Source organism: Mycobacterium pseudokansasii, assembly GCF_900566075.1.
Classification (GTDB): domain Bacteria; phylum Actinomycetota; class Actinomycetes; order Mycobacteriales; family Mycobacteriaceae; genus Mycobacterium; species Mycobacterium pseudokansasii.
Window position 1 is genome coordinate 1,908,579 of sequence record NZ_UPHU01000001.1, and the last position, 17,782, is coordinate 1,926,360.

At 66.5% G+C, this 17,782-nt stretch carries 12 protein-coding genes and 3 pseudogenes; 10 read left to right on the plus strand and 5 right to left on the minus strand.

All coding sequences use genetic code 11. The annotated features are described in order from the left end of the window. Position 1: 1 nt before the first annotated feature. Positions 2-2,221, plus strand: coding sequence for an ATP-dependent DNA helicase RecG (gene recG, locus EET10_RS08825; protein WP_122502066.1), 2,220 nt, complete (start codon positions 2-4; stop codon positions 2,219-2,221). Continuing rightward, the gene (locus EET10_RS08830) at positions 2,218-2,931 is read left to right on the plus strand and encodes an HNH endonuclease family protein (protein WP_036406014.1); all 714 of its coding nucleotides are present in this window, start codon (positions 2,218-2,220) and stop codon (positions 2,929-2,931) included. Before recG ends, EET10_RS08830 begins: the two co-directional genes overlap by 4 nt. Positions 2,932-3,007: 76 nt before the next feature. Here the strand turns inward: EET10_RS08830 and EET10_RS08835 are convergent, their stop codons facing one another. Both EET10_RS08835 and EET10_RS30170 read right to left on the minus strand, forming a co-directional pair. Next, on the minus strand, positions 3,008-3,853 hold the full coding sequence (locus tag EET10_RS08835; protein ID WP_122502067.1) for an aldo/keto reductase: 846 nt from the start codon (positions 3,851-3,853) through the stop codon (positions 3,008-3,010). A 6-nt stretch (positions 3,854-3,859) separates the two neighbouring features. Next, a pseudogene (locus tag EET10_RS30170) lies at positions 3,860-4,420 on the minus strand (aldo/keto reductase). Between the two features lie 90 nt (positions 4,421-4,510). Between EET10_RS30170 and EET10_RS08845 the strand changes: the two are divergent. The 6 genes from EET10_RS08845 (at position 4,511) to coaD (ending at position 11,677) form a co-directional block, all read left to right on the plus strand. After that, positions 4,511-5,641, plus strand: a complete 1,131-nt coding sequence (locus EET10_RS08845) for an alpha/beta hydrolase (protein ID WP_063467829.1) — start codon at positions 4,511-4,513, stop codon at positions 5,639-5,641. A 76-nt stretch (positions 5,642-5,717) separates the two neighbouring features. Continuing rightward, positions 5,718-6,479, plus strand: coding sequence for a DsbA family protein (locus EET10_RS08850; RefSeq protein ID WP_036406011.1), 762 nt, complete (start codon positions 5,718-5,720; stop codon positions 6,477-6,479). A 5-nt stretch (positions 6,480-6,484) separates the two neighbouring features. After that, positions 6,485-7,123: a vitamin K epoxide reductase family protein gene (locus EET10_RS08855; RefSeq protein WP_036406009.1), complete on the plus strand. Its 639-nt coding sequence runs from the start codon at positions 6,485-6,487 to the stop codon at positions 7,121-7,123. 12 nt (positions 7,124-7,135) lie between these two features. After that, a complete protein-coding gene (locus EET10_RS08860; RefSeq protein WP_122502068.1) occupies positions 7,136-10,519 on the plus strand; it encodes a pyruvate carboxylase in 3,384 nt (1,127 codons plus the stop codon). Beyond that, entirely contained in the window at positions 10,516-11,070 is a 555-nt protein-coding gene (rsmD, locus tag EET10_RS08865; RefSeq protein WP_036406093.1) for a 16S rRNA (guanine(966)-N(2))-methyltransferase RsmD, read from the plus strand. The genes EET10_RS08860 and rsmD overlap by 4 nt, the downstream gene beginning before the upstream one ends. Positions 11,071-11,200: 130 nt before the next feature. Beyond that, complete coding sequence (coaD, locus tag EET10_RS08870) at positions 11,201-11,677, plus strand: pantetheine-phosphate adenylyltransferase (RefSeq protein WP_036406006.1); 477 nt, start codon at positions 11,201-11,203, stop codon at positions 11,675-11,677. Between the two features lie 61 nt (positions 11,678-11,738). On the opposite strand, the gene EET10_RS08875 is transcribed toward coaD, so the two are convergent. From EET10_RS08875 to EET10_RS08885, 3 genes are all read right to left on the minus strand, one after another. Further along, entirely contained in the window at positions 11,739-11,921 is a 183-nt protein-coding gene (locus tag EET10_RS08875; protein WP_036406004.1) for a hypothetical protein, read from the minus strand. A gap of 193 nt (positions 11,922-12,114) precedes the next feature. Continuing rightward, a complete protein-coding gene (gene purU / locus EET10_RS08880; protein WP_036406002.1) occupies positions 12,115-13,011 on the minus strand; it encodes a formyltetrahydrofolate deformylase in 897 nt (298 codons plus the stop codon). A 31-nt stretch (positions 13,012-13,042) separates the two neighbouring features. After that, positions 13,043-14,248, minus strand: a complete 1,206-nt coding sequence (locus tag EET10_RS08885; protein ID WP_425461706.1) for a permease — start codon at positions 14,246-14,248, stop codon at positions 13,043-13,045. Positions 14,249-14,624: 376 nt separating this feature from the next. On the opposite strand from EET10_RS08885, the pseudogene EET10_RS08890 reads away from it, so the two are divergent. Both EET10_RS08890 and EET10_RS08895 read left to right on the plus strand, forming a co-directional pair. Then, positions 14,625-15,990 (plus strand): annotated as a pseudogene (locus EET10_RS08890) (glycosyltransferase). Between the two features lie 159 nt (positions 15,991-16,149). After that, positions 16,150-17,412 (plus strand): annotated as a pseudogene (locus EET10_RS08895) (glycosyltransferase); the annotation flags it as partial. Between the last annotated feature and the right edge of the window lie 370 nt (positions 17,413-17,782).

A 17,782-nucleotide genomic window follows, 5' to 3' on the forward strand; every position in this document is an offset into this window, starting at 1 on the left:
CGTGGTGTCACTGAGCGACCGGCTGGTCTTCGTTCTGGGCGCCCCGTCGGCAAAGCCGCTCGAGGAGGAGTTCGGCATCAGGACCGTCGACGACCTGTTGCGCCACTACCCGCGCAGCTATGTCGAAGGCGGCGCCAGGCGCGGCGCCGGTGACGAGCGGCCCGAAGCGGGTGAACACATCACGATCGTCGACGTCATCACCGAAACCGCGTCCTTTCCCATGAAGAAGACGCCGAAGCGCCAATGCCTGCGCATCACCCTCGGCACTGGCCGCAACAAGGTGACCGCCACGTTCTTCAACGCGGACTACATCAAGAAGGACCTCACCAAGAACACGAAGGTGATGCTGTCGGGGGAAGTTGGGTTTTTCAAGGGCGTCATGCAGCTCACGCACCCGGCGTTTCTGATCCTGGACTCGCCGGACGGAAAAAACCACGGCACCAGGTCACTGAAAAGCATCGCCGATGCCTCCAAGGCCATCAGCGGCGAAGTGGCCATGGAGGAGTTCGAGCGGCGCTTCTTCCCGATCTATCCGGCCAGCACGAAAGTGCAGAGCTGGGACATCTTCAAATGCGTTCGCCAGGTGCTCGAAGTCCTGGACCCGGTGGATGATCCGCTGCCCGCCGAAGTGCGCGCCGAGCACGGCCTGGTCTCCGAAGACGAGGCATTGCGGGCCATTCACCTCGCCGAGGACGAGTCCGAACGGCGCCGCGCCCGGGAACGGCTGACCTTCGACGAAGCCGTCGGCCTGCAATGGGCGCTGGTCGCCCGCCGGAACGGTGAGCTGTCGGAGTCCGGGCCTCCGGCACCGCCCCGGTCTGACGGGTTGGCGGCTGAATTGCTGGGCCGGCTGCCATTCGAGCTGACGGCAGGTCAGCGCGAGGTGCTCGCGGTGCTGTCCGACGAGATCTCGGCGACGCGTCCGATGAACCGCTTGCTGCAGGGTGAGGTCGGTTCGGGCAAGACGATCGTCGCGGTGCTGGCGATGCTGCAGATGGTCGACGCCGGCTATCAGTGTGCGCTGCTGGCCCCCACCGAAGTGCTTGCCGCACAACATCTTACGTCGATCAGCGATATCCTGGGACCGCTGGCGATGGGCGGCCAGCTGGGCGGGGCCGATAATGCCACCCGGGTGGCGTTGCTGACCGGCTCGATGACCGCGGGGCAGAAGAAGGACGTCCGGGCCGCGGTTGCCGGTGGCGAGGTCGGCATCGTCGTCGGCACCCATGCGCTGCTGCAGGATGCGGTGGAGTTCCACAACCTGGGCATGGTGGTGGTCGACGAGCAACACCGGTTCGGTGTCGAGCAGCGAGATCAATTGCGCGGCAAGGCGCGTGCCGGAATCACCCCGCATCTGCTGGTGATGACAGCCACGCCGATACCGCGCACCGTGGCGCTCACGGTCTATGGCGACCTGGAAACCGCCACGCTGCGCGAACTTCCGCGCGGGCGCCAGCCCATCACCACCAACGTCATCTTCGTCAAGGACAAGCCCGCCTGGCTCGACCGCGCCTGGCAACGCATCATCGAGGAGGTCGCGGCCGGCCGCCAGGCTTATGTGGTGGCACCCCGCATCGACGAGAGCGACGAGCCCGACAAAGAGCCCGCCGGCACGAAACCCGCAGAGACCGCCGAGGGTCTGTACGCGCGATTGCGTTACCGCGAGCTGGCCGACCTGCGGTTGGGGCTCATGCATGGGCGGTTGTCCGCCGACGAGAAGGACGCTGCGATGGCGGCCTTTCGGGCCGGCCGCATCGATGTGCTGGTGTGCACCACCGTCATCGAAGTCGGCGTGGACGTCCCCAACGCCACCGTGATGCTGGTGATGGATGCCGACCGGTTCGGCATCAGCCAGCTACACCAGCTGCGCGGCCGCATCGGGCGCGGCGCGCATCCGAGCCTGTGTCTGCTGGCCAGCTGGGTGCCGCCGGCATCACCTGCCGGTGAGCGGTTGCGCGCGGTCGCCAAGACCATGGACGGGTTCGCCCTGGCCGACCTCGACCTCAAGGAGCGCAAGGAAGGAGACGTGCTGGGCCGCAATCAGTCCGGTAAGGCGATCACCCTGCGGCTGCTGTCGCTGGCCGAGCACCGCGAGTACATCGAGGCTGCCCGGGACTTCTGTGTCCGCGCTTACCAGGATGCCGGCAAGCACCCGGGATTGGCGCTGCTGGCAGCGCGCTTCACCGACACCGACCGCATCGAATACCTGGACAAATCATGAACCGCAAGACGCTTGCGATGCTGGCGGCGGTTGCGCTGCTGGCCCTGGTGGTCGCCTATCAGACGCTGGGCTCATCGGCGGCCAGGCACGCTGAGCAGTTCGCCGCGCGCGCCGATGTCCCGACGGTGCAACCCGGTACCGATGTGCTCGCGGGTGTTGCCGTGCTGCCGCAGCGCACCCACCGTTACGACTATCGCAGGGCGGCCTTCGGCGACGCCTGGGACGACAACAACGACGCGCCGGGCGGACACAACGGCTGCGACACCCGCGACGACATCCTCAACCGCGACCTCGTCGACAAGACGTATGTGCCGACCAAGCGGTGCCCGGATGCCGTGGCAACCGGCACCCTGCACGACCCCTACACCAACACCACCATCGCCTTCCAGCGCGGCGCCAAGGTCGGTGAATCGGTGCAGATCGATCACCTCGTTCCGCTGTCCTACGCCTGGGACATGGGCGCTTACGGCTGGCCGGCTCCGGAGCGGCTGCGGTTCGCCAACGATCCGGCCAACTTGCTGGCCGTGCAGGGACAAGCCAATCAGGACAAAGGGGATTCACCGCCGGCGCAGTGGATGCCGCCCAACGCCGCGTTCGGCTGCCAGTACGCCATGCAGTTCATCGCCGTGCTGCGCGGCTACTCGTTGCCGGTAGACCAGGCGTCGGCCGGCGTGCTGCGCAACGCCGCGGCCACCTGCCCGAGCAGTTAGCCCCGCCGACTGTGCATTGGGCGACGCGACACGCCGTGGGGAGCGTCGCCAGATTCACAATCGGTTGAGCAACGAATTACGCGCCGTTGTAGGTCAGCGGGTCGTCGCGAACGCGGGTGCCGTCATTGAGGCCGTTCAGCGCATCCATGTGCGTACCGGCCAGCTCGAAATCGAACACGTCGAGGTTGCCGGCGATGTGCTCGGGCTGAGACGAGCGGAAGACGACCGCATTACCCAGTTGCAGGTTCCAGCGCAGCAGTACCTGTGCGGGCGTCTTGCCGTATTCACCGGCAATCGACGTCACGGTCGGGTTGTCCATCAGCCGGCCGAGAGCCAGCGGTGTGTAGGACTGGGTGACGACGTTGTGCTGCGCATTCGCTTTGCGCAGCTCGGCTTGGTTGAGCAGGGGGTGCAGCTCGATCTGGTTGACCGCGGGCGTGACGAACGTGAGGTCTATGACGTTCGACAGGTGTTCGTCGGTGAAGTTGGACACCCCGATCGAGCGGGCGTGGCCTTCGCCGCGGGACTGGATCAAGCCGCCGAACGCGTCCACGTACTTACCCACCGCCGGCGCCGGCCAGTGAATCAGGTACAGGTCGACGTAGTCCAGGCCGAGTCGCTCCAGGCTGGCGGTGCAGGCCTCCTGCGCCTTGGAGAACCCGTGGTCGGCGGTGGCCAGCTTGGTGGTGACGAACAACTCCGCGCGCGGAATACCGGAAGCCGCGATCGCACGGCCCACGGCCGCTTCGTTGCCGTATACCGCAGCGGTATCAATGAGCCGGCAGCCGACCTCCAACGCTGCCGACACCGCACGTTCGGTTTCATCCTCGGACAACTCTGCGACGCCAAGGCCGAGGACCGGCATCGTGTTCTCGTCGTTAAGGGTTATTGAGGGAATCATGGCGCCCGACTCGCCGGTCAACGCATCTCACCTGCCTGTGACATTGAAGGTTCTCGGATCAGGCCCAGCCGGGTTCCGTCAGCTAGCGACGAGATCGACACCATTGCGGCCCTGGAGCGCAGCCGCTGAGGTCGAAGTCGACCACGTCGACGTTGCTCACAATCCATTTGAGGTTCACCGACTTGGGGATCACGATATTACCGAGTTGAATATGCCACGTAATCAACGCCTGCGTCGGTATCCGCCCGCGGTGTTGCACGACTGCTGTATCACCAATCGGATGGTCCGACAATGAACGCCGCCGCAGGGGCTTGCGCGCCTCGAACGCGTTGAGCTGTGGCTGCGGCCTGGGAATCGCAGGCCGGCGTCAAAGGCCTTCAGGGTGCTGTTGTCGCCTGGTTGGGATCCGCCATTTTGGTCACCACGTACAGTTGGTCGCGGGGCACGCCGGAATCGGCGACCGCTCGCCCGGTCTCCCGTTCGTTGCGGTAGGCGGCTGCGGTGTCGATGTGCCGGTACCCGGCGCGCAACCACCGCCTGCTCGGTGTCCGCCGGCTCAATCCGGAAGACTTCGAGTCCGACAGCTATCGAATGTCGTTCAGTGTGAGCTCGCGTTTTCCTGACGGCTTGACAAGGGCTTGACACGGGCTTGATAAGGGCTTGACAAGGGAGAAACCCATGACCAAGAGTCTGCCGGGCACGCCGGACCTTCAGCCCGAGGCGACCCCCGAGGCGACCTGTGTACCGATGCGGTGGACGCGTCGCATCCAGAGCACCGTCACCGGCGCGGGCGTCAAAGTCATCCCATGGATTCCGGCCCCGGCCAAGCGGCTTCTCACCCGCGGTCGTTCCGTTGTCATTGACGGCAACACCCTTGATCCCACCCTGCAGCTGATGCTGTCGGGTATGCGCGCGGTCGGCCTCGACGGCCTGGTGATCGACGACGACCCGGCCGCCTCCCGCGCCACCATGCGCGAGTCGCTCCTGGGATTCGGCGGTCCACAGATTCACGTCGAGGTCGAAGAACTCACGCTGCCCGGGCCGGCCGGGGATATCCGGGCACGGCACTATCGCGCGCCCGGCGGAGTCGCCGCACCGCTGCTGGTCTTCTATCACGGCGGCGGCTGGGTGATCGGCGACCTGGACACCCACGACGCGGTGTGCCGCTTGACGTGCCGCGATGCCGGCATACATGTGCTGTCGGTCGACTACCGACTGGCTCCCGAGCATCACGCCCCGGCCGGGATCGACGACGCGTTTGCGGCCTTCATGTGGGCCTACGCGCACGCCGACGAACTCGGTGCCGTCCCCGGGCGGATTGCGGTGGGCGGCGACAGCGCGGGCGGCAATCTGGCGGCCGTCGTGTGTCAACTGGCCAAACACAGTGGAGGCCCGGCTCCGGTGTTGCAGTGGCTGATCTATCCGCGCACCGACTTCACCGCGCAGACCCGCTCACTGAGCCTGTTCGCCCGTGGCTTCTTGCTGACCAAACGAGACATCGATTGGTTCCAAGCCAAGTACCTGCGCGGCTCCGGTATCGACCCCACCGATCCGCGGGTGTCGCCGTTGCGGGCCGAATCGCTGTCAGGTCTGCCGCCGGCGCTGATCGTGGTCGCCGGATTCGACCCGTTGCGCGATGAGGGCGAGCAGTACGCGGCGGCGTTGCGGGCCGCCGGGACCGCGGTGGATCTGCGTTGCGAGGGTTCGCTGACGCACGGCTTCCTCAATCTGTTTCCGCTAGGCGGTGCCAGTGCCACCGCGACGAGCGAGCTGATTTCGGCTTTGCGTGCGCACCTGAGCCGGGTCTGAGCCGTATCCGGACGTCCGCCGGTACTCTAGAGGCGCCAGCAGCGCAGGCTATTTACCAAGTGAGGATCGCGAACCCGTGGCCGACAAAAACAAACGCCCTCCGCGGATCGACCTGAAGTCGCCCGACGGCAAGTTCGGCCGGCTGATGCAGATCGGTGGCACCGCGCTGGTCGTGCTCTTTGCCGTTGTCCTGGTGTTCTACATCGTCACCTCGCACGACAAGAAGGGCGGCGGTGCCACGGCCGGTGCGATCCGGGTGACGTCCAGCAAGCTGGTCACCCAGCCCGGAACCAGCAACCCCAAGGCCGTGGTGTCGTTCTACGAGGATTTCCTGTGTCCGGCGTGCGGGAACTTCGAGCGCGGATTCGGTCCGACGGTATCCCGGCTCATCGACATCGGCGCTATCGCGGCCGATTACACGATGGTGGATATCCTTTCCAGCCCGCGCAACGACAATTATTCGGCGCGCGCGGCGGCCGCGGCGTACTGCGTCGCCGACGAGTCCATCGATGCATTCCGCCGCTTCCACAGCGCGATGTTCAGCAAAGACATCCAGCCGTCCGAAGTCGGCAAGACCTTCCCCGACAACGCAAAGCTGATCGAACTCGCCCGCGAAGCCGGTGTCGTCGGCAAGGTGCCCGACTGCGTCAACAGCGGAAAGTACCTCTCCAAGGTCGACGGGCTGGCGGCGGCCGCGAACATCCACGCGACACCGACCGTCAAGATCAACGGCACCGAATACGAATGGTCGACGCCGGAGGCGCTGGTGGCCAAGATCAAAGAGATCGTCGGCGACGTTCCGGGCATGGACACAGCGGCAACCGCCCCGGCGGCTTGACCGTCATGGTCGCAGCCGAACCCGCCGAACGATCCGGCGACCTGACACCGGACACACCGGTCCAAGTGCGGGTACCCGCGCTCAGTGCGTGGTGGGTGTTGATCGCCGGCGCGTTCGGCCTGCTCGCCTCGATGACGCTGACGGTGGAGAAGATCAGGGTTGTGCTCGACCGGGATTACGTGCCGTCATGCAACATCAACCCGATCATGTCGTGCGGCTCGGTGATGGGAACTCCGCAGGCAACGCTGCTGGGCCTGCCCAACCCGGTGGTCGGCATTGTGGGGTTCACCGTGGTAGTGGTCACCGGTGTGCTGGCGGTGACGAAAGTGCTTCTGCCGCGCTGGTATTGGACCGGGCTGACGGTGGGTGTCCTGGTTGGCACGGGTTTCGTGCACTGGCTGATCTTTCAGAGCCTCTACCGCATCGGGGCGTTGTGCCCGTACTGCATGCTGGTCTGGGTAGTCACCATCACACTGCTGGTGGTGGTGGCGTCAATCGCGTTTCGTCCGGTGCTCGAACAGCGCGACAGCGCCGTCGTGCGGGTGCTCTTCCAATGGCGATGGTCGATCGCCACGCTGTGGTTCACCGCGGTGTTCCTGCAGATCATGGTCCGTTTCTGGAACTATTGGTCGACACTGATCTGAGAAGGGTCGAGCGTGATCGCCAAAGTGCTGGTGGCCAATCGCGGGGAGATTGCGATCCGGGCCTTTCGCGCCGCCTACGAGCTCGGCATCGGCACGGTGGCCGTCTATGCCTACGAGGACCGCAATTCGATGCATCGGTCCAAGGCCGACGAGTCCTACCAGATAGGCGAAATCGGGCATCCGGTACGTGCCTACCTGTCGGTCGACCAGATCGTGGAAACCGCCCGGCGCGCCGGCGCTGACGCGATCTACCCCGGTTACGGGTTCTTGTCGGAGAACCCCGAGCTGGCCGGGGCATGTGCGGCAGCGGGGATCACCTTCGTCGGCCCCGGCGCCGAAGTGCTTGAGCTGACTGGAAATAAGTCCCGGGCCGTCGCCGCCGCCCGGGAAGCGGGACTGCCGGTGCTGACGTCGTCGGCACCGTCGGCCTCGGTCGACGAGCTGGTGTCGGCCGCCGCGGGCATGCGGTTTCCGTTGTTCGTCAAGGCGGTTGCCGGCGGTGGCGGCCGCGGTATGCGCCGGGTCGGCGATAGCGCCGCGCTGCCAGAAGCGATCGAAGTCGCCAGTCGCGAGGCCGAGTCGGCGTTCGGGGACCCGACGGTCTATCTCGAACAGGCGGTGTTGCGCCCGCGCCACATCGAAGTGCAGATCCTGGCGGATACCCACGGCAACGTGATCCACCTCTACGAGCGGGACTGCAGTGTGCAACGTCGCCACCAGAAGGTCATCGAACTGGCGCCCGCGCCGAACCTGCCCGCCGAGTTGCGCGACCGGATGTGCGCCGACGCGGTGGCCTTCGCCCGCCATATCGGTTACGGCGGCGCCGGCACCGTCGAGTTTCTCCTTGACCAGAGCGGCGAGTACGTGTTCATCGAGATGAATCCGCGGATTCAGGTGGAACACACCGTCACCGAGGAGATCACCGACGTGGACCTGGTCTCCAGCCAACTGCGCATCGCCGCGGGGGAGACGCTCGACGACCTGGGTCTTGAGCAGCAGGCCATCCGGCCGCACGGTGCGGCGCTGCAGTGCCGGATCACCACCGAGGATCCGGCCAACGGATTTCGGCCCGACACCGGCCGGATCAGCGCGCTGCGCACCCCCGGCGGCGCCGGTATCCGGCTGGACGGCAGCACCAACCTCGGCGCCGAGATCAGCGCCCACTTCGATTCCATGCTGGTCAAGCTCACCTGCAGGGGCCGTGACTTCCCGACCGCGGTGAACCGGGCGCGCCGGGCCATGGCGGAGTTCCGGATTCGCGGGGTGTCGACGAACATCCCCTTCCTGCAAGCGGTTCTGGATGATTCCGATTTCCGGGCCGGCCTCATCACGACGTCGTTCATCGACGAGCGGCCACAGCTGCTGACCGCGCGATCATCGGCCGACCGGGGCACCAAGATCCTCAACTACCTGGCCGATGTCACCGTCAACAAACCGCACGGCACCCGGCCGTCGAAGGTCTACCCGCAGGACAAACTGCCCGATGTCGACCTGGACGCCCCGCTGCCGGCGGGGTCCAGGCAACTGTTGGCCGAGTTGGGGCCTGACGGTTTCGCGCGCTGGCTGCGCGAGTCGCCGGCAGTGCGGTTGACCGACACGACATTCCGTGACGCGCATCAGTCGCTGCTGGCCACCCGGGTGCGCACCAGCGGGCTGATGATGGTGGCACCCTATCTGGCCCGGACCATGCCGCAGCTGCTGTCGGTGGAGTGCTGGGGCGGTGCGACGTACGATGTGGCACTTCGTTTTCTCAAGGAAGATCCCTGGGAACGGCTGGCCGCGCTGCGCCAGGCAATGCCCAACATTTGTCTGCAGATGCTGCTGCGGGGCCGCAATACCGTCGGCTACACCCCCTATCCGGAGGTGGTCACGACGGCGTTCATCGACGAGGCCACGGCCACGGGCATCGACATTTTCCGTATCTTCGACGCGCTCAACAACCTTGAGTCGATGCGCCCGGCGATCGACGCGGTTCGCGAAACCGGTTCTGCGGTAGCCGAAGTCGCGATGTGCTACACCGGCGACCTGACTGACCCGGGTGAGCAACTGTATACGCTCGACTACTACCTGAGGCTGGCCGAGTCCATCGTGGCGGCCGGTGCCCATGTGCTGGCCATCAAGGACATGGCGGGGCTGTTACGGGCCCCGGCTGCTCGAAAGCTGGTCACCGCCTTGCGAAGTCGCTTCGACCTGCCGGTGCACGTGCATACCCACGACACTCCGGGCGGCCAGCTGGCCAGCTATGTCGCCGCCTGGCACGCCGGGGCCGACGCCGTCGACGGGGCGGCTGCGCCGCTGGCGGGAACCACCAGCCAGCCCGCGCTGAGCTCGATCGTCGCCGCGGCCGCACACACCGAATACGACACCGGTTTGTCGCTTGCCGCGGTGTGCGCGCTGGAGCCCTTTTGGGAGGCGCTGCGAAAAGTGTACGCGCCCTTCGAATCCGGCCTTCCCGGGCCGACGGGCCGGGTCTATCGCCACGAAATTCCGGGCGGTCAGTTGTCGAACCTGCGCCAGCAGGCGATCGCCCTGGGTCTGGGCGATCGATTCGAGGAGGTCGAGGAGGCATACGCCGGCGCTGACCGCGTCCTGGGCCGGCTGATCAAGGTCACCCCGTCGTCGAAGGTCGTCGGTGATCTGGCGCTCGCACTGGTCGGCGCCGGCGTGAGCGCCGACGAATTCGCCTCCGACCCGGCCCGATTCGACATACCAGACTCGGTGCTGGGATTTCTGCGTGGCGAGCTGGGCGATCCACCCGGCGGATGGCCCGAGCCGCTGCGCAGCACGGCGCTGGCCGGGCGGGCGCCGGCCAAACCCACCGGGCAACTGACGGCCGACGACGAGGCGGTTCTGGCGGTGCCGGGACCCAAACGGCAGGCCGCGTTGAACCGCTTGTTATTCCCCGGTCCGACAAAGGAATTCGAGGAACACCGGGAAACCTACGGCGACACCTCGCAATTGTCGGCCAACCAGTTCTTCTACGGGCTGCGGCAGGGTGAAGAGCACCGGGTGAAGCTGGAACGCGGGGTGGAGCTGCTGATCGGTCTGGAGGCCATCTCCGAGCCCGACGAACGCGGCATGCGAACGGTGATGTGCATCATCAACGGCCAGTTGCGCCCGGTGCTGGTGCGCGACCGCAGCATTGCCAGCTCAGTACCGGCCGCCGAGAAGGCCGACCGCGGAAACCCGGGCCACATCGCCGCGCCGTTCGCCGGGGTCGTCACCATCGCGGTGACCGTCGGCGACCACGTCACGGCGGGCCAGACCATCGCCACCATCGAGGCGATGAAGATGGAGGCCCCCATCACCGCCCCCAACGACGGCACCGTGCAGCGGGTGGCGGTCTCGGATACCGCCCAGGTCGAGGGCGGAGACCTGCTGGCGGTGCTGAGCTGACCCGGATCATCGGCGGCGTCGCCGGGGGACGGCGGCTCGCGGTACCCCCCCGGGGGACCAGGCCCACCACCGATCGGGTCCGCGAAGCGCTGTTCAACATCGTCAGCGCGCGCCGGGAGCTGACCGGCCTGGCCGCGCTGGATCTCTATGCCGGTTCGGGGGCACTCGGGCTGGAGGCACTGTCGCGTGGGGCCGCGTCGGCGCTGTTCGTGGAGGCCGACCAGCGCACCGCGGCCGTCATCGCGCGCAATATCAAGGCCCTGGGTCTGACCGGTGCAACGGTGCGCCGCGGCACGGTGGCCGCCGTCCTGGCGGCAGGGACATCCGCTCCGGTGGACCTGGTGCTGGCCGATCCGCCCTACAACGTCGACACCGCCGACATCGATGCCATCCTGGCCGCGTTGAGCACCCACGGCTGGGTCCGCGACGAAACCATCGCCGTGGTGGAGCGACCGGTGACGAGTGCGCCGTTGACCTGGCCGGCGGGCTGGACCGGGTGGCCCGGGCGGGTGTACGGCGACACCCGGCTGGAGTTGGCCGAGCGACGCTGAACGGGCCTGCTAGCGTCGTCCGTCATGGGCGCCGCTCCTCAGCATCACTTTGTTCTGCATCGTCGCCGGCGCGGGTCATGAGCGCCGCTGCACAGCATCACTTCGTTCTGCATCGTCGCCGGCGCGGGTCATGAGCGGCGCCGTATGCCCGGGGTCATTCGACCCGGTCACGCTGGGCCACATCGACGTTTTCGAGCGTGCCGCGGCCCAGTTCGACGAGGTGGTGGTCGCGATCCTGACCAACCCCACCAAGAAGGGCATGTTCGACCTGGACGAGCGGATCGCGATGATCCACGAGTCGACGACGCACCTGCCCAACTTGCGGGTGGAGGCCGGACAAGGCCTGGTGGTCGACTTCGTCAGGTCCCGGGGAATGAACGCCATCGTGAAGGGTCTGCGCACCGGCACCGACTTCGAATACGAATTGCAGATGGCACAGATGAACAAGCACATCGCCGGCGTCGACACCTTTTTCGTCGCGACCGCGCCGCGGTATTCGTTCGTGTCGTCGTCGCTGGCCAAAGAGGTGGCGATGCTGGGCGGCGATGTGTCGGAGTTGCTGCCCGAGCCGGTGAACCGCCGGCTACGCGAAAAGCTCTCCGGCTGAAGACAATCGGACCTGGCCCCGGGAGGGGACCAGGTCCGTTGGGATGCGGGCTGCTGGTGACTTAGCTGGGGTCAAAGCATTCGTAGAAGGTCTGCGTTGCGTAGTCGTAGCAGGTGTAGGTGCCGTATGCCTGGTGGCTGGGGGACGGCTCGGCGGCGCCGGCACTGGCTCCCAGGGCGGCCAGGCCGATGGCCGAGGCCAGCAGGGACATACCGGCCAGGGCGCGGAAACGGGTGGTCGACATGGATACCTCTCTTTGCATGGTTGTCTTTGCGTTGTGATTTTCGGTGGGCGGCCGTGGCCGTTGCGTCAAGGCTGACGGCGGGTTCTTGGCGAAACCTTGGGGGATCCTTGGCGTATAACCCAGCCGCGGCGGTAGCCAGATCTGCGGGCGGCCCGGCCAGCGTGCTTACGGCTACCGCGCGGACCCGCGGGCGTCAGAAGACGATGGTCTGGTTGTGGTGGACGATGACACGGTCCTGGCAGTGCCAGAGGACGGCCCGAGAGAGCACCGCGCGTTCGACGTCGGCGCCGACCCGCACCAGGTCTTCGACCGTGTAATTGTGGTCGACACGAACCACGTCTTGTTCGATGATCGGGCCTTCGTCGAGAACTTCGGTCACGTAGTGAGCCGTCGCGCCGATCAGCTTGACACCGCGTTCCCGCGCGCGCTTGTACGGGGCCGCGCCGGTGAAGGCCGGAAGAAACGAATGGTGAATGTTGATCAACGGGCAGCCGATTGCGGCCAGGAATGCTGGGCTCAGTATCTGCATGTACCGGGCAAGGACCACCAAATCGACGTTGCCGCTCAGCAACTGAAGCTGCCGCTGCTCGGCTTCGGCGCGCGTGTCACGGGTGGCCGGGATGTGGACGAATGGCACACCGAACGGGCGGACATGATCGGCCAGTTCAGGATGGTTGGCGATCACCATGACCACCGACATCTCCAGCTCGCCGCGACGGTTGCGCCACAACAGGTCTAACAAGCAGTGATCGCTCTTGGAGGCCATGATGGCGACCCGTTTGGGCTTGGCGGCCTCGGTGAACCGGTAGTCGATGCCGAACCTTCCGGCCACGGCGGTGCCGAAGTCGCGTTGCAGCTCGTCGATGGCCGCGGTCAGGCCGGGTAGGTGAAAGATCGCGCGCTGCAGGAAAGTTCCACCCTCCGGCGCGGTGGAGTGCTGGTCCAGGGAAATGATGTTGGCACCGGCTTGGGCCAAAAACCCGCTCACCGCGGCGATAATTCCGGGGCGGTCGTGGCATCGCAGCAGCAGCCGGCCGATATCGGCCGGCTGCGGTGGACCGCCAGGCGGCGGCGGATAGCTATCAGACATTGCCGCAGGCCAGGATACGCTGACCGCGGCCTTAGTGGCAGTGATGGCTGTGGTCGTGCTGATGGCTTTGCGAGTCGGGGGCGCCGCCCATCATGCGCAGCATCGGGATCCCGCCCGTGGCGACGAACCGGACCACCAGGATCGCTGCGATGACGAGGAAGAGGATGTTGAGCCAGGTAGTGTAGTTCCAGGAGACGCCGGCGTGCATGACCACGGCGCTGCGCTGACTGGGAATGAGATTAGCTGCGCCGAACAGTAATTCGACGAGGTATCCGGCGACGACCATCGAGGCGTAGAAAGTGCCCAGCAGCGTCAGCATCATTTTCGTTCCGTAGTACTTCCGATAGATGTTCAAGATCGGCAGGATCAACAGGTCGGCGAAGATGAACGCGATGACGCCGCCGAAGCTGATGCCGCCGTTCCAGAGGACCGCGGCCAGCGGCACATTGCCGATCGAGCAGACGAACGAGACGATCGCGACGAAGGGGCCCACGATCGGCCCCCACAGCGCCGACCACACCGGATGGTCGGTCAAAAAGAACTGCTGCCAAAAGGTTTCGGGAACCCAGGCCGCGATGGCACCCGCGATCAACAGGCCCACGATCAGGTCCCGCAGAATCGCCGCCCACTCCATGACGAACACGTGCGCCACCGAGGTGAAGGCCCGCGCGGAGAACAGCCGCCGCCAAAACGAGCCCTCGCCACCGACCGACATGTCCATGGCGGCGTGACCTTCCATGGAGCCGGCGATTCCGCGGTCGGCTTGCTCACGGGCGGCGTCGATCAGCCGGGAGCGCGCGAACAGCCGGAACAACAGGGCCAGCACGATGATCATCAGCGGGCCGCCGACGAATTCCGCGGCGGTGAATTGCCAGCCCATCAACAACGCCAGGATGATGCCCAGCTCCACGACGAGATTGGTGGAACTGATCTCGCATGCCATGGCGGCGGTGAAGTTGGCGCCCTTGCGAAACAGCGAGCGGGCCAGCGCCACGGCCGCATACGAGCACGATGACGATGCGGCTCCCAGGCCGGCGGCCACCGCGAGGGTGCGGGGCTTGTCGTCGCCCATCAGGGCCACAATCGTCTCGCGGCGCACCACGGCCTGCACCATCGCCGATAACGCGAAGCCAAGGATCAGCGCCCACAAGATCTCCCACGTCATAGATCCCGCCAGCGCCAATGCATGACCCACTGCTGCTAGCGCTGTGTCCGCCACCCGGTCCTCCGCTTCGATTGCATGTTCGGGCGATCATATGGGCGGCTGCGCCCACTCAAGCAACATATACCCCCATGGGGTATATGTCAAGTTGCCGTCCGGCACCTGGGAACCGCTGCTCCGACACTGCATCGGCGTTCTTAAACCGTTGGAGTGCAACGAGATAAGCTCCGTCGACACGCCAAGCTCCATGGCTTTTCGACAGCAGGTTGCGGATGTGGGTTGCCGCACCTGGCCGGGTACCGCCGTCGTCGTCGGCGACGGCAGCCGGGATTTTCGGGATTTCGCAACGGCACGCCATCGCGCCAGATCGGCGGTCGGCCCCGCTGGCCCAGCGCTGATCGACCGCCCGGGCCCACTTTTGGTCGGATTTGTTCGGCTTTTCCGGAGCGCGGTGGCGTCGTGCGTGTACGCTACGGCGTCGGGGTGCGGCGTAACGTGTAACGGTCGCCAGCGACGTGAGAAGGAACGCGGGCATGAGCATCGCATCGAACGCACCCGAGCCTGCCGCCCGCAGGGTGCGGATCCTGTTCATCGCGGAGGCGGTGACCCTGGCCCATGTCGTGCGGCCGTTCGTGCTGGCCCGCTCGCTGGACCCGAGTCGTTACGAGGTCCACTTCGCCTGCGACCCGCGGTACAACACGCTGCTGGGGCCGATGCCCTTTCCGTACCACCCGATCCATACCATCCCCAGCGATCGGTTCCTCGGCAACTTGACCCAGGGCCGTTTCTACGCCGCGCGGACGTTGCGTAGGTACGTCGAGGAGGACCGCAAGGTGCTGGCCGCGATCGCGCCGGACCTGGTCGTCGGCGACCTTCGCGTTTCCCTCTCGGCCAGCGCCCGGCTGGCGGGCATCCCGTATATCGCCATCGCGAACGCCTACTGGAGTCCCTACGCCCGGCGCCGGTTTCCGCTGCCGGACACGCTGTGGACGCGCCTGCTCGGTGTCAGGCTGGTCAGGATCCTGTACCGCCTGGAACGCCCGTTGCTCTTCGCTCTTCAGTGCCTGCCGCTCAACTGGGTCCGGCGCAGGCATGGGTTGCCGACTCTGGGGTGGAACCTGTGCCGCATTTTCACCGACGGTGACTACACGCTCTACGCCGACGTGCCCGAGCTGGTGCCGACCTATGATCTGCCGGCCAACCATCGGTATCTGGGTCCGGTTCTGTGGTCGCCCGCGGTGCGGCCGCCGCCGTGGTGGGATGCGCTGCCGACCGACCGGCCGATCGTCTATGCGACCCTGGGCACTTCGGGGGGCACGAATCTGTTGCAGGTGGTGCTGGACGCGCTGGCTGACATGCCGGTGACGGTGATCGCGGCCACTGCCGATCGCAGCGACCTGAGCAACGTGCCGTCCAACGCGTTCGTGGCCGATTACCTGCCGGGCGAGGCGGCCGCGGCCCGGTCGGCGGTGGTGGTCTGCAATGGTGGCAGCCTGACGACGCAGCAGGCCTTGCTGGCCGGGGTGCCGGTGGTCGGGATCGCCAGCAACCTCGACCAGCACCTGAACATGGAGGCCCTCGAGCGCGCCGGTGCCGGGATGCTGCTGCGCACCGAACGGCTCAGCCGCCGGCGGGTGGCCGATGCCGTGCAGCAGGCCCTTGGTGATCCCGGCTATCGGCAGGCCGCCCTGCGGCTCGCCGATGCTTTGGGGCGCGACTTCGACGGGTTCTCCCAGCACGTCCACGCCGCGTTGCGCCTCGGGCCCGACAGCGCGACGTCACCGACCGGCTGGCAGCGAAATCTGCGGACTGGGTAGCGCCACCGACCGCCCCGGGCCACCGTGTGTCCGCGGTTTGCCCGGAGTTTCCGGGGCATGCGTCGGGCGTGTACTCTACGGCCGCGGCCCCGGGGTAACGATCAACGGTCGCCAACGACGCGAGAACGGACGCGGACATGAGTTGCGGGTCGTTGAGCGGTGTCTGGAGGGCGCGATGAGGATGGTGCACCGGTGAGCACCGAACCGAACGTTTCGGAGCCCGGCGCCCGCAGGGTGCGGATCCTGTTCATCGGGGAAGCCGCGACCCTGTCCCACGTCGTGCGGCCGTACGTGCTGGCGCGGTCGCTGGACCCGAGTCGTTACGAGGTCCACTTCGCCTGCGACCCACGATTCAACAAGCTGCTGGGCCCGCTCCCGTTCCAGCACCACCCGATCTACACCATCCCCAGCGAGCGGGTGCTGGCCAAGATCGCTCAGGGCCGGCTGTTCTACAACACGCGGACGTTGCGCAGGTACGTCGAGGAGGACCGCAAGGTGCTGGCCGCGATCGCGCCGGACCTGGTCGTCGGCGACAATCGCCTGTCACTCTCGGCCAGCGCCCGGCTGGCGGGCATCCCGTATATCGCCATCGCGAACGCCTACTGGAGTCCCTACGCCCGGCGCCGGTTTCCGCTGCCGGACACGCTGTGGACGCGCCTGCTCGGTGTCAGGCTGGTCAGGATCCTGTTCTGGTTGTACCGCCCGCTGATATTTGCCCTCTATTGCCTGCCGCTCAACTGGGTCCGGCGTAGGCATGGGTTGCCGACTCTGGGGTGGAACCTGTGCCGCATTTTCACCGACGGTGACTACACGCTCTACGCCGACGTGCCCGAGCTGGTGCCGACCTATGATCTGCCGGCCAACCATCGGTATCTGGGTCCGGTTCTGTGGTCGCCCGCGGTGCGGCCGCCGCCGTGGTGGGATGCGCTGCCGGCCGACCGGCCGATCGTCTATGCGACCCTGGGCAGTTCGGGGGGCACGAATCTGTTGCAGGTGGTGCTGGACGCGCTGGCTGACATGCCGGTGACGGTGATCGCGGCCACTGCCGATCGCAGCGACCTGAGCAACGTGCCGTCCAACGCGTTCGTGGCCGATTACCTGCCGGGCGAGGCGGCCGCGGCCCGGTCGGCGGTGGTGGTCTGCAATGGTGGCAGCCTGACGACGCAGCAGGCCTTGCTGGCCGGGGTGCCGGTGGTCGGGATCGCCAGCAACCTCGACCAGCACCTGAACATGGAGGCCCTCGAGCGCGCCGGTGCCGGGATGCTGCTGCGCACCGAACGGCTCAGCCGCCGGCGGGTGGCCGATGTCGTGCAGCAGGCCCTTGGTGATCCCGGCTATCGGCAGGCCGCCCTGCGGCTCGCCGATGCTTTGGGGCGCGACTTCGACGGGTTCTCCCAGCACGTCCACGCCGCGTCGCATCTCAGGCCCGAGAACGTGGCCCGAGGCGTCGCGACCGAAGGTCGGCAAGCGGAATTGTCCTCTGCGCCAACCAGATTAGAAGAGTCAGCGGGTCCGGATTTCGGGCGAACCAAGGCCCGCCGTCGATACCGGGGGTGAGTAAGCACTTGTGGTGTCGCACGTGACGCGCAATATCCGCCAAGCCATGGTGGTGCGTCACGGTGCCAGACGACGCCGTCGCTGCGATCGATTGCCGGGCCGCAGGCCGCCCGGCACGGTCAGAACTTGTCTGCCGCGGTCAATGGAACTAGGGTCGGGAACCTGATTCGCGCGGCCGAATATGTCCTGTACTTTGAAGCGGGCACGAAGACGGTCTTGCGAACGCACGCCGCAT